Origin of the sequence: Quyinboa ferrireducens, assembly GCF_042436675.1 — a bacterium.
In the GTDB taxonomy this organism is placed as follows: domain Bacteria; phylum Bacteroidota; class Bacteroidia; order Bacteroidales; family UBA5342; genus JBHJHP01.
Window position 1 is genome coordinate 62,397 of record NZ_JBHMVA010000016.1, and the last position, 13,047, is coordinate 75,443.

Annotated in this window: 15 protein-coding genes and 1 tRNA gene; 14 read left to right on the top strand and 2 right to left on the bottom strand. The window is 37.3% G+C overall.

The features are described from left to right. Positions 1–22 precede the first annotated feature (22 nt). The 6 genes from ACE01N_RS17810 to ACE01N_RS17835 all read left to right on the top strand — a co-directional run bounded on the left by ACE01N_RS17810 (position 23) and on the right by ACE01N_RS17835 (position 4,249). Positions 23–577, top strand: a complete 555-nt coding sequence (locus ACE01N_RS17810) for an RNA polymerase sigma factor (protein WP_380591936.1) — start codon at positions 23–25, stop codon at positions 575–577. After that, entirely contained in the window at positions 574–1,155 is a 582-nt protein-coding gene (locus tag ACE01N_RS17815; protein WP_380591938.1) for a hypothetical protein, read from the top strand. Before ACE01N_RS17810 ends, ACE01N_RS17815 begins: the two co-directional genes overlap by 4 nt. Next, positions 1,127–2,227, top strand: a complete 1,101-nt coding sequence (locus ACE01N_RS17820; protein WP_380591940.1) for a hypothetical protein — start codon at positions 1,127–1,129, stop codon at positions 2,225–2,227. The genes ACE01N_RS17815 and ACE01N_RS17820 overlap by 29 nt, the downstream gene beginning before the upstream one ends. Before the next feature lie 17 nt (positions 2,228–2,244). Further along, positions 2,245–2,922 carry a hypothetical protein gene (locus ACE01N_RS17825; RefSeq protein WP_380591941.1) on the top strand — a complete coding sequence of 226 codons (678 nt, stop codon included), beginning with the start codon at positions 2,245–2,247 and terminating at the stop codon, positions 2,920–2,922. A 25-nt stretch (positions 2,923–2,947) separates the two neighbouring features. Then, a complete protein-coding gene (locus tag ACE01N_RS17830; RefSeq protein ID WP_380591943.1) occupies positions 2,948–3,727 on the top strand; it encodes a head GIN domain-containing protein in 780 nt (259 codons plus the stop codon). Positions 3,728–3,829: 102 nt separating this feature from the next. After that, entirely contained in the window at positions 3,830–4,249 is a 420-nt protein-coding gene (locus ACE01N_RS17835) for a thiol-disulfide oxidoreductase DCC family protein (protein WP_380591945.1), read from the top strand. Between the two features lies 1 nt (position 4,250). Here ACE01N_RS17835 and ACE01N_RS17840 read toward each other — a convergent pair whose 3' ends face one another. Together ACE01N_RS17840 and ACE01N_RS17845 are read right to left on the bottom strand one after the other, a co-directional pair. Beyond that, positions 4,251–4,958 (bottom strand): hypothetical protein, encoded by a 708-nt coding sequence (locus ACE01N_RS17840; RefSeq protein WP_380591947.1) that lies wholly within the window; start codon positions 4,956–4,958, stop codon positions 4,251–4,253. Positions 4,959–5,022: 64 nt separating this feature from the next. Beyond that, positions 5,023–5,928 carry a hypothetical protein gene (locus ACE01N_RS17845; RefSeq protein WP_380591949.1) on the bottom strand — a complete coding sequence of 302 codons (906 nt, stop codon included), beginning with the start codon at positions 5,926–5,928 and terminating at the stop codon, positions 5,023–5,025. A gap of 199 nt (positions 5,929–6,127) precedes the next feature. On the opposite strand from ACE01N_RS17845, the gene ACE01N_RS17850 reads away from it, so the two are divergent. The 8 genes from ACE01N_RS17850 (at position 6,128) to ACE01N_RS17885 (ending at position 12,650) form a co-directional block, all read left to right on the top strand. Beyond that, positions 6,128–6,853 carry a type III pantothenate kinase gene (locus ACE01N_RS17850; protein WP_380591951.1) on the top strand — a complete coding sequence of 242 codons (726 nt, stop codon included), beginning with the start codon at positions 6,128–6,130 and terminating at the stop codon, positions 6,851–6,853. Continuing rightward, complete coding sequence (locus ACE01N_RS17855) at positions 6,843–8,117, top strand: BamG family beta-barrel-assembly machinery protein (RefSeq protein WP_380591953.1); 1,275 nt, start codon at positions 6,843–6,845, stop codon at positions 8,115–8,117. Before ACE01N_RS17850 ends, ACE01N_RS17855 begins: the two co-directional genes overlap by 11 nt. A gap of 19 nt (positions 8,118–8,136) precedes the next feature. Beyond that, entirely contained in the window at positions 8,137–9,528 is a 1,392-nt protein-coding gene (locus ACE01N_RS17860; RefSeq protein ID WP_380591955.1) for a tetratricopeptide repeat protein, read from the top strand. Positions 9,529–9,530: 2 nt separating this feature from the next. After that, complete coding sequence (gene lptC / locus ACE01N_RS17865) at positions 9,531–10,106, top strand: LPS export ABC transporter periplasmic protein LptC (RefSeq protein ID WP_380591957.1); 576 nt, start codon at positions 9,531–9,533, stop codon at positions 10,104–10,106. 46 nt (positions 10,107–10,152) lie between these two features. Then, positions 10,153–11,412, top strand: coding sequence for a hemolysin family protein (locus tag ACE01N_RS17870; RefSeq protein WP_380591959.1), 1,260 nt, complete (start codon positions 10,153–10,155; stop codon positions 11,410–11,412). A 95-nt stretch (positions 11,413–11,507) separates the two neighbouring features. Further along, positions 11,508–11,580: transfer RNA gene (locus ACE01N_RS17875), tRNA-Phe, on the top strand. Between the two features lie 272 nt (positions 11,581–11,852). Continuing rightward, positions 11,853–12,140: a GIY-YIG nuclease family protein gene (locus ACE01N_RS17880; protein WP_380591961.1), complete on the top strand. Its 288-nt coding sequence runs from the start codon at positions 11,853–11,855 to the stop codon at positions 12,138–12,140. 222 nt (positions 12,141–12,362) lie between these two features. Next, on the top strand, positions 12,363–12,650 hold the full coding sequence (locus ACE01N_RS17885; RefSeq protein WP_380591961.1) for a GIY-YIG nuclease family protein: 288 nt from the start codon (positions 12,363–12,365) through the stop codon (positions 12,648–12,650). The last annotated feature ends 397 nt before the right edge of the window (positions 12,651–13,047 follow it).

Below are 13,047 nucleotides of genomic sequence, written 5' to 3' on the forward strand. Positions count from 1 at the left end.
ATAGTGTAAAAGGATGATACCCTTGGCGAAAAAAAGTATTGACATAAATCAGGATGTAATTGAACAATGTTTGCAAGGTGACCGGCAGGCTCAGTTCAGGCTATATTCACTTTATGCCGACAAAATGCTGAATGTTGCCCACAGGATGACAAACAGCAGGGAGGAGGCCGAGGACATTCTTCAGGAATCGTTCATTGATGCATTTACCAGGTTGAACACATTCAGGTTTGAAGCATCATTTGGCAGCTGGTTAAAACGCATTGTGGTGAATAAAACCATTAACCGTTACAGGATGAAAAAACCGGAACTGACTTTTATTGAAAGTTACGATTTTTTTCAGGTACCGGATTTGGAAACAACGGAAGATTATCCGGAAAATCTGACCGTTGAAAAAGTAAAAAATGCCATGAATGATTTGCCTGAAGGAGCCAGGATAGTTTTTGATCTGTATTTGTTCGAAGGGTACCAACATGCACAGATTGCTGATATACTGAACATTTCGGTTTCAACATCGAAAACACAGTACAGGTATGCAAAATTAAAAATCAGGGAATATTTAAAGGAAGAAGTAATATGAAAGAACCGGACAGATTGGAAAAGTTTATCAATGATAACCGCGATAGCTTCGAGGATCTTGAAACATCATCCAAAAGCTGGGAAATGATCTCAGCAAATCTGGATCAAAACGTTGACCGGATTAAATCGCCAGGCGTTTCATGGATCTTCAAAAGAGTTGCAGCTGCGGTTATCATTGTTCTGGCTATGTATGGTGCATATAACATGGTCATAAAAGTGGCTCAGACAGAAATAGCGACAAAAAGTAACAGACATGTTGATCCTGCAATAAAGGAGTATAGCGAAGCAGAAGCTTATTATGCATCGCAGGTTAATACTAAAGTTGCAGAACTCGAACATATTGCGAAGGAGCATCCTGAAGTTATTGCAGAAGTCAAAGAAGAATTTGAGCTCCTGGATAAAGATATGAAAACCATGAAGGGCGATTTGAATGAAGGAATTGCACAAAAGGAAATCATTGAAGCCATGGTTCAAAATTACCGGCTGAAACTAAAGATACTGGAAAATATTCTGGATCAGCTGAATACAAATAATAACGAAAACAGCAGTGATGATGATACACACACGATTCAAACTTAACACACTGATTCTTTTGCTGATGTTACTTATTCCTTCGGGATTAATGGCATCTGGTATAGAAGAAACTCTGATTACGGTCCGTTCATACAAGGTTGATCCGGATACGAAACTCGAGGTCTTCAATAAATATGGGACCATTCATATTAATACATGGCAAAAGGATTCGGTGATAATCAAAGCAAGTGAATATTATAAGGCAGAAGACAAAAAGCAACTGGATAAGCTGAAAAGTTCGGTAGATTTTACCATAACGAAAACACGTTATATTATTAATGTAAAAACCGTTTTTTCTGATCCCGCTAAAGATCTTCTGAATTTTATTCCGCTGGATCTCAAATCCAACACAGAAACAAAAGTGGATCTGGAGATATGGATGCCCGAGACAATTAGTCTGACACTGGAACACAGGTATGGCGATGTTTTTATCGGGACCATGACGGGCGATGCATTTATAGATGTGGCTCACGGTCAGTTCAAAGCATACAACATGTTTGGGAAATTGAAACTGAATGCAGCCTATTGTAATTCCACCATACGCTTTGCAGAAGACGCTATAATATCGGCACGCTTTGGTGAAATGACACTGGATTCTGCAGGCAAAATAAACATTGAAAGCAGGTCGGCAGATATCGTTATTGGAGATGCAAACCTGTTGGAGATAAATGGAAGAAATGATGATATATACATCCAGTCGTGCGATGAACTTCATCTGGACGGTTACTTTTCAAAACTGAACGCAGATGAAATTTCAGGGAACGTGTATTCCAAGACTACATATGGAAACCTGAACCTGAATTTCCCGGAACACTATGAAAAAAGCATCACCATTTATTCCAACTACACGGATATAGGACTCACCTTCGATGCAGAAGATGGGATGCTCCCAGTATCCATTCTACATCAAAAGAGCCGCTTCATGTATTCTTCTTCAAACACCCATCTTAATGAAGAAAAAATAAGTGGTAAAGATGTTATTTATAAATCCACAGGTACAATCGGCACTGGTGGAATGCTGAATGGAAACCTCAGCGTGGAAATGTTTTCAGGTGAATTAAAATTAATTGTAAAATAATCCAAACTAATATAATAATGAAAAGCAGAAGTATACTAGCAGCGATAGTTTTAGCGTTTTTGTTTTTACAAACTACTGTCGCACAAGAAGAAGAAAAAACTGAAGATTTTGTAATTGTTGATCACAGCAAAGACGATTTTAAATCGCTTTTAGGTAATAAAGGAGCCAATGGCGGGTACTTAAGCATTGATATCACCGGTGGAGCAATGGATGGCAACCAGGTATTTGAAGCCGGAGGACGCCTGGGATGGATTATTAACCACAGTTTTGCATTTGGTCTGGCAGGCTACGGTTTTGCACAGAATATAGTGGAAGATCCTGCAACATCCGTCACACAACTTGACCTGGCCGGTGGTTACGGCGGACTGCTCATTGAACCAATCATATGGAGCAAGGAAATTGTACACCTGAGCGTGCCAATGGTTATTGGTATTGGTGGTGCAGGAAAAAACCTTTCAAGCTCAAGATATGACTATACAACCCAGACATATTATGAGAACGGCAACATAGGAGAGAATGATCTTTTCTTTATGCTGCGTCCGGGCCTTGAAGTTGAAGTCAACCTGTCACGTTTTTTCAGAATTGCCCTGGGAGGTTATTATCATCAGGCTTTGGGTTTCCAGCTGGAAGATGTGAGCAGCAGAGCATTAAACGGATTCACAGGCGGGGTCAGCTTTAAATTTGGCTGGTTCTGAAACTATTAATATAAAAAATACGAAGATGAAAAAGATAATTGTATCAATTATAGGATTAAGCGTCCTACTATTAACCTCATGTATAGGTTACTATAAAGCTGACGGACCAATAGAAACAAGAGATTATGCCTTAAGCGACTTTGAAGGCGTGGAACTGGATGGTTCAGGTGACGTATTCATATACTATGGTGAAACATTCAGCGTAGAAGTTACTACGCATTCCGATCTTTACGATTTATTGAATAATTATGTTGTTGACGGCGTACTACACCTCGGTTTTAAAAATGAATTCCGAACCATTAGCTACGATAAACTCCAGTATAAAATCACATTGCCAGAGCTGCACTATGTATCCATTGATGGTTCAGGTAACATTGATGTAATGGACAACTTCAGCATGAATAATGATTTTGCCATGTCCATTGACGGATCAGGAGATATTATGACGCTGAAAATAGCTGCAGACCGTGTATTTGCTGACTTGAACGGCAGCGGAAGTATTACAACAACTGACATCGACTGTCAGATTTTTGATGCCAGTCTCGACGGTTCAGGAAAAATAAGAAGTCAGGGATATGCCAGGAAACAGATTATTAATCTGGATGGTAGTGGCGATATCATTACCGATTACCTTGAAACACTGGAATCATATGTGGATATAAACGGATCGGGCACCTGCAAGGTTTGGGCAACCGATATACTGAATATCCGGATTGATGGTAGTGGCAAAGTATATTATTATGGTGAACCCGAAGTAACCAGCCGCATTACAGGTTCGGGTGATATAGTTCACCTTTACGACTAAACGTTCCCTTAAATTATATCGCAACTCCGCACTGTAATCTGCATAGGTTCCGGTGCGGAGTTTTTTTGGTAAACCAAAGTTCTCTCTGCGGGTTTATGAAATATGAATGTGCCAATAATATTATATGACGGGTATTGTAACCTGTGCAACTTTTCTACAAGGCTAATCCTGCGGTTTGACCGCAAAAGCATTTTCCGTTATGTTCCGTTGCAGTCACCTGAAGGACAAAAATTATTATCAGGCACAGAAGGCATACCCGATACCGTAATTCTTTCGTTCAACAATACGCTTTATTTTAAGTCTGATGCAGTATTGAAAACTGCATGGCTACTCGGATTTCCAGCAAATATATTAGCTGTGTTCTATATTATGCCGGGATTTCTAAGGGACTATTTTTATGACTTAGTAGCCAGAAACCGATACAGGATATTCGGCAAGAAGGATTCTTGCAGGATGACTCCAAAAAAACAAAAAAGGAGACCCAAGCTGTGGTCTCCCATCAAAAATATTAAAAACCAATAACTTAAATTCTGTTCAAAAACTGCTTATGGGCTTCAAGTAAAAATTCGGGGGATAAAGCCGGATTATATACCCTGACCACATCTTCTATTCTGTCGTTGGTATAAAAGAAAGCAAGTGCAAAATCAGATTTTGCCGTTATCCAGTTATATTTTACGCGTTGAACCAATTCTCTGAACTCATTCCATTTCAGGTGATAAGGTAATACAAAGTAACCCTGATCCAGTTCTCCCTCATCAAGATATATGCCTTCCTGAACTACATTCAAATGAAACAGCTTTTTAATGGTCAATAATGCGGTATCATTAATATCCTTAATCTGTTTTTCGAATTTTATACCTACTTTACTGTATACTTCCTGCAATACCGGCACCTGACTGAAGTTATCAAGATTACGCACACGGATAGCATCGTACGACTCATGTGGAAATTTTATTTCCGCATATGCTGCCTCAAAACGCCCTTTAAACAAAGAACGTGCTGCCTGCGTGGCCCGGGCAACTTCTTCAAGTGAAGATTTTCCCTGGATGACAAAGTAAATATACAACGGAGAAGAAAAGTGTGGCCGTTCACTGTAGTATTCCAGATATCCCGGAAATGGTTCAGGGGCCTCCAATACCAGCGTACCTGGAATTTTCTGTGATGATACTGTAGTGAGTTTCTCGTATTTATTCAAGTGACCGTATCTTTCGATCTTTTCGCTTGCATTCATAATACTAAGATTTGGTTAATATTTAATGATATAACAAAACATATTCGCTTTCTGTTTAACTATGTCATAACTTAGGGTTTTTAAATTGTTCCTTAAGTTTTTTCATCACGTCTCTTCTTAATTTAAGCCCTGATCTCATGACATAATCTGAAGAAAAATCCGATTTCTCAGCTAATATTTCTGAAGTTACCAGGTTTGTTTCCCTGTCTTGTTTTACGGATATTATTCTGTTTTGTTTTCCATACAACCAGAATTCTCTGTTATTTTTTTGTAACGCTACTGTTTCTGTCCAATCAGTAAAGTCTGTTTTTAAATCAGAAACATGTGTCCAGTTTGAATCTGCTATCCCCGATTGGTAAAAATCCATCTGCATACTTTTCGAAACGCTATCTTCACGCATCAACGCCAGTACATAAATCTTATCAAGCTTCATACATTGCAAATCCATTATTCTGTGAGCTAAATGCAAAATTTCCAAAGGTGGATCAGAAATTTTATTATCTGTGACCCTGAATAATAAAACATCCGTATCCGTCTTGTTATTCCTGACACAAAATATATTCAACGATTCACGGTTTTGATAAAGCACCCTGATTTTATTCATTCCCGAAAAATCAATTTCCGATCCAATATGACTTTCTATTAAACGCGGATTATCCCAGCTAATTAAATTATCTGAATAGGTCAGCATCAGATAACCTTCAGACCTATGAAGCACATCGTAACGATGACTGCTTTCCTTAAAAATCTGTATTTCACTGGCATGATCAGGCAAGGGAATATTCACCGGACTAGATGCATTGATCATATTCCAATGCAAACCATCTGAACTTTCAGCAAAATAACAGTTGCTGTGATGATCAGGTTTTGACAGGATCATTAAATAATCGTCAGGTGTTAACAAGCGATATATGGTAAGACCAACCAGGGCCAGAGCAGTCAGAATTATGGCTGTATAGTTTATTTTCATACCAGTAACTAAATATTTTACTGTAACCGTTTCATCTGTTCTCCGTTTTAGCAATATTGACAACTGCAAAAACGTTATTGTAGTAAAGCAAATTAAATAAAACCTGATTAATTTATCAAAGATTAACACTTTACTTACGACAGAAATACTTTGTATCTCAGTAAAATAAATACTTTTGTCGTCTTTATATAAACAATTGATGATGAACCTGATAATTGACGAAGGGAACACACGGATTAAGGCAGCAATATTCAGCAAAGAAAAATTGCTGGAAACTCTGACGTGTACATCATCAGATTATGAAGAATTAATACTTCTTACAGAAAAATATCATCCGTACAAATGCCTGATCAGTTCTACTAAAAGTAATCTTTCAGACTTTGCGGATTACAGTGAATCATTCTCACAGTTTATTTTTTTGGATCATACCATAAAAACGCCACTCAACAACCTGTATGAAACTCCGGAGACACTTGGCAAAGACCGTTTGGCAGGAGCTGTTGGTGGGTATCATTTTTATGCAGGAAGTACAATCCTGGTGATAGATGCAGGAACGGCGCTCACCTTCGATTATGTTGATAAGGATGGGAATTATTTAGGAGGGACCATTTCACCGGGTTTAAATATACGTTTAAAAGCGCTGAATGCATTTACATCTAAACTTCCTCTGGTTGAACCTGAATTCTCAGAAAACATTTTGGGTAAAAACACGCATGAAGCCATTCAACAAGGTGTTTTTAATGGAATAACACATGAAATTAACGGGGTATGCTCCGGTTTTTTAGATAATAATCCTCATGGCAAAGTAATTCTGACAGGAGGTGATGCTGTTTTTTTTGAAAAATATGTAAAAAGTACCATCTTTGTAATTCCAAATTTGGTACTGATAGGACTAAACACAATTTTAGAACACAATGCGAATTAAATTTTTATTCTTTACATTTTGTGCACTTATGTTTGTATCTGTTTTAAATGCACAAAACAGTACCAGTTCGCCCTATACAAGGTATGGCTTGGGCTTGCTTGAAACCAATACCTTCGGAAGAGGGCAATCGATGGGGGGATCAGGAATTGCATTGCGTTCCAACAAAACAATAAATCCTTCGAATCCTGCAGCCTTTAGTGCAATTGATACGCTTAGCCAGATCTTTGAGTTTGCATTTTCCGGCCAGCTCTCTCAGTTTAAAGCAGGAAACCTGACGCAATATAATAATGATGTTAATTTCAGTTACCTTGGAATGGCATTTCCGATCTCAAGGAATATCGGGGTATCATTAGGAGCCAGACCAATGTCAAATGTTGGCTATAATTATTATACTGAGGAGGATCTTGCAAATATTGGCGTTACTAAAATTCTTTATAGTGGTTCAGGAGGTGTAACAAATGCGTTCATTGGGGCATCTGCAAAACTCTTTAAATATTTATCACTGGGTGCTAACCTTGAATACCTTTTTGGACAAGTATCCCATGACAGAATAGAGACATTTCCTGATAATTGGGAATATTCGGATTTCTACAGTTATGAAAAACTATCTGTAAATGCACTCCATTACGTTTTAGGATTACAATGTGCCATACCAATCAATGACCAAAATAAAATTATTATTGGCGGGACCTATGAATTTAAGACCTCTTTAAATGCTAAACAGGATTTATTGGAACAGGTAAATATTAAGAACCCTAATACTAATTCAGTTCTGGTTACACGAACCCTTGAATCTAATCTCAACAAACCTATAGGAATGGAAATGCCGGAAGCTTATGGAGTTGGTTTAGCATATGAAATAAAGAATAAACTAACGGTAACCGGCGAATATAAATTGCAGAACTGGAGCAAAAGCGAATTTTATAATGTAACGGATACCTTAGGAAATAAGACAAGAATTTCCGCCGGTATTGAATATATCCCTAACTTTATAGACAGAAACTATTTTAAACGTGTTGAATACAGGCTTGGAGGATTTTACTCAAGTAACTATATAACCGGCCTCGGAGAGGATTTATATAATTTTGGCATGACTTTTGGATTGGGTTTACCACTGAGGTACGAGAAAACAAGATTCAACATTGCATTTGAACTTGGACAGATGAAATCCTCAGGAGGTTCTTTAATTAGTGAATCGTATGGGAAAATAACCATTAATTTTTCATTCAATGATTACTGGTTCTTCCGCAGAAAACTGGAATAATAAATTAATCGTAATAAAAATGAAAACGAAAGTATTTACAACATTAGCATTACTTGCTTTTACGATGACCATGCTCGCCCAGAAAGGAGTGGACGACGGGTCAAAGTATGGTCATGGAGAAGATAGTATAAGATGCACTGGTAATCTATCGCTATTTCACGAATATGCCAAACAAAAGAATTACAAAGATGCTGTTGAACCGTGGACTATATGTTACAACGAATGTCCGGCTGCAAGTATCTACATTTATACCGAGGGGGAAGACATTGTTGAGTGGCAAATCAGCAAAGCTCAAACAGAGGAAGATAAGCAACAGTTGATAAAGTCTTTGATGCAGCTTTATGATAAACGGATTAAATACTATGGTGATCATAAAAAATATCCTGAAGAATATATTCTTGGTAAAAAAGCTTTGTCCTACTATAAATATTATGGAAAGACGCTAGAAGGACAAAAGGAATCTTTAACTCAACTGAAATATGCGATAGATCGCTTGATGAAGAAATTCACAAGTTCTACCGCTTCTATGCTGCTCCAGTGTATAAACACATATAACGGATTAAGTTTTAGTCTTTACGCCCGTAATGAGATAACAGGTGAAGTGCTGTTAGATAATTACGAATATATTCAGAATAAATTAGATGCGATCCATAAGGCAACAACAAAATATGATGGTACTGTTAATAAATTAAGAGAAGCTGCAGAAACAAATTTTGCCAACAGCGGTGCTGCAGATTGTGGAACTCTTGAAAAAATGTATTCAGTTAAGCTTGATGAACTTAGGGACAATAAAGAAGAACTGGAAAAAATCATTAATCTGTTTGATAAATCAGGATGTACTGAATCAGAGACATATTTTAAAGCTGCAGAACTCGAGTTTGATATTGAGCCAAGTCCAGCTGGTGCTGTTGCATTGGCAAGGATGTATATCAATCCAAGCCATGAGGATATTGATAAAGCCATGGAATTTCTGAAACAAGCCGTAAGTCTGGAAACAGATAACGATAAAAAAGCAGATTATCTTTACCTGATGGCCAATATTGAATTTACAAAGAAAAAGGACTACCCGGTTGCAAGATCATATGCGCTAAAAGCTATCGCGGCCAGACCAAACTGGGGCAATCCATATATTCTGATCGGACAAATGTATGCTGCGTCTGCTCAGGCTCAGCAGTTGGGAAGCAAAGATATTGAAAACAGGGCCGGTTACTGGGCTGCCGTGGACAAATTCAAAAAAGCTAAACAGGTTGATCCTTCAAGTGCAGATGATGCAAATAAGAATATAAAAATTTACTCTCAATATTTTCCTGATACCGAAGAAATTTTTATGGAGGAAGGATTCGAACTGAATAAGCCCTATCATGTAGGTGGATGGATCAACGAGACAACAATTTGTACGCCTAAAGACTGATTTTGTTACGATACAAAATTCATATTAAAATATCTGTTATTGCAGCACTTCTATTCTGTGCTGCAATAATTTTTTCAGGTTGCACTAAATCAAAAACACAACTTGTTTCCGAAATTGACCGTACCAAATGGCCATCGGTCAAAGCAATAAATATTGAATCCATTGTTTCAGATTCAGGATATGTAAAGTATATTATTACAGCACCTTTGTACGAAGTATTTGATAAAGTTGACGAGCCATACTGGGAATTCAGCAAGGGACTAAAACTCAAGCGATATAATCATGATCAGGTAGTTGATTCCGAAATAGAATGTAATTACGCCAGGTATCTTGAAAAGGAAAAATTATGGCGGCTGGAAAATAAAGTCTTTGCCCGCAATATTGACGATGAGACTTTTGAAACCGAACTAATGTACTGGGATCAGGAAAAAGAAAAGCTTTATACTGACCAGATGTTAAGGATTACAAACCATAAAACCGGACAGGTTGTTATTTGCACAGGTTTTGAATCTAACCAGAATTTCACGCAGTATTCATTTGAAAAAGTGACCGCCACATTTTTGATAGATATCGAATAATTTGAATTTTTAAATTCTCTTTCTTATTTTCATACAAAATATTGCAATGAGTTCACTCGCTACCATCCTGATCACCGTTACTTTCTCAGCTTTTTTCTCAGGCATGGAAATAGCTTTTGTGGCTTCCAATAAGCTCAGATTCGAACTGGACCGGCAAAAGGGGCAATTCACATCAAACATCCTTTCTATATTTTATGAACATCCACAGCAGTTTATTGCCACCATGCTGGTTGGAAATAATATTGCACTGGTAATTTATAGTCTTCAGATGGCAAAAGTGCTTGAACCGGTATTCTTCAGATATGTCGATTCGGGGCTCGTAGTATTATTGCTGCAGACAATATTCTCTACATTAATTATTCTGATCACAGCAGAATTTCTTCCTAAAACGGTTTTCAGGCTGAATCCGAACCTATCATTAAAGATATTATCGATTCCGCTGATTCTATCTTATATACTCCTCTATCCCGTTGCTTCATTTTCATCCTGGGTATCTGCAAAAATTTTACGGCTTTTCAGAGTTAAATTCGACACATCAGAAGAAAAACCAGTATTTGGCAGAATAGAACTGAATAACCTGCTTGAAGAAACCTATGAAAGTAACCTGGGAGAATCAGCTCCCATTGATCATGATGTTAAAATCTTTCAGAATGCACTGGACTTTTCACGCGTAAAACTGCGTGAATGTGTGATTCCAAGAACAGAAGTTGTTGCGGTTGACATTGAATCCTCTCTTGAAGATTTAAAGCTTCGGTTCATTGAAACCGGCCTGTCTAAAATTCTCATATATAAGGAAAACATTGACCATGTTGTTGGTTATATTCACTCTTCAGAGTTGTTTAAAAACCCGAAGACTTTACGATCAAGGATCATGAATATACCAATTGTCCCTGAAACAATGGCAGCCAGCAAGCTGCTTAAGGTTTTTATGCAGGAGAAAAGAAGCATAGCCGTTGTTGTTGATGAATTTGGAGGAACATCAGGTATTGTGACCATGGAAGATATTATGGAGGAAATTTTCGGTGAGATTGAAGATGAACATGACAGTACCGACCTTCAGATCAATTTGGTTGGAGAAAACGAATATGTTTTAAGCGGACGCCTGGAAATTGACGATGTGAACGAGAAATTAAACCTTGAACTCCCCAAGACAGATGATTTTGAAACTGTGGCCGGATTAATTTTATTCCATTACGAAAATCTTCCAAAGGTTAACGACATTATTGACATTGGCAAGTTTAAATTCAAAATACTGAAAGCAACAGAAAATAAAATAGAATTGGTCAAACTTACGGTTTCTGAATAATTTCTCATTTTTCTGTATCTGGTTTTTGAGAATTTGAAAAAATATCTATATTTGCACCGCTCTTAGCAATAAGAGTTCACACAGCAAAACCAAATGGTGCCATAGCTCAGTTGGTAGAGCAACGGACTGAAAATCCGTGTGTCCCCGGTTCGATTCCTGGTGGCACCACAAAGCGGGAAAAACAATTGTTTTTCCCGCTTTGCTTTTTATAAGAATTTATCCGCGTCCCCGGTTCCCCCGATGCCTCGGGGCTGGTGGCACCACTTTTCACTCACCAAAAACTAATTTCCGTTTCTTGTTTTATTATATCTTCACGGTATTACTTTTCCTTGTTTTTTACAGGCATTGTGGTTGAAACACCTCAATTTATTCCTGAAAGACTGGATTTTGTATGAAGCTTATTTATCGTAATTTTGTTTAGAACCTAAACTCATTTTAAAATGCATTTTGTTTACATCATCTATTCCAGATTAAAAGACAGGTTTTACATTGGGGAAACAAAAGATATTAAGCGCCGATTGGACAAACACAATTCTGGATTTTATAATAATGCAAGTACCAAATTTACTAAGGACTGGAAATTGTTTCTTACTATTAAATGTAACAATCGTTCTCAGGCTCTAAAACTGGAACGATACATTAAGAAAATGAGAAACAGAAAGTTCTACCAAAAACTTCAGAATAATGCCGATATGGTTAACAGCCTATTGACTAAGTTCTCAAATTAATTCGTGCGTCCCCGGTTCCCCCGATGCCTCGGGGCTGGTGGCACCACTTTTATTCACGAAAAACTAATTCCATTTTCTTGTTTTATTATATCTTCACGGTATTACTTTTCCTTGTTTTTTACAGGTATTGTGGTTGAAACACCTCAATTTATTCCTGAAAGACTGGATTTTGTATGAAGCTTATTTATCGTAATTTTGTTTAGAACCTAAACTCATTTTAAAATGCATTTTGTTTACATCATCTATTCCAGATTAAAAGACAGGTTTTACATTGGGGAAACAAAAGATATTAAGCGCCGATTGGACAAACACAATTCTGGATTTTATAATAATGCAAGTACCAAATTTACTAAGGACTGGAAATTGTTTCTTACTATTAAATGTAACAATCGTTCTCAGGCTCTAAAACTGGAACGATACATTAAGAAAATGAGAAACAGAAAGTTCTACCAAAAACTTCAGAATAATGCCGATATGGTTAACAGCCTATTGACTAAGTTCTCAAATTAATTCGTGCGTCCCCGGTTCCCCTGATGCCGCGGGGCTGGTGGCACCACTTTTATTCACCAAAAACTAAGTTCCTTTTCTTGTTTTATTATATTTTCACAGTATTACTTTTCCCTATTTTTTCCAGGCATTGTGGCTGTTGGCAGCGAATATACTTCTAACGCAAGCTCTTATTATATTACTTCCCTCATGATGTGACAAATTCCCAATACTCCCAGATTTAATGGAACTATGTTCTCCCCGGCAATATATTCCCAATTCAGCGAAAATACCCATTTTTTGCTTATAGGTATTTTTACTGTTTTTTATGTTATACATTTGTACAGAACGTTACATACATTTGCAATCATTCAATTTATATTATCTTTATCTTGACTAATTTTAAATAACCTAACAGTTT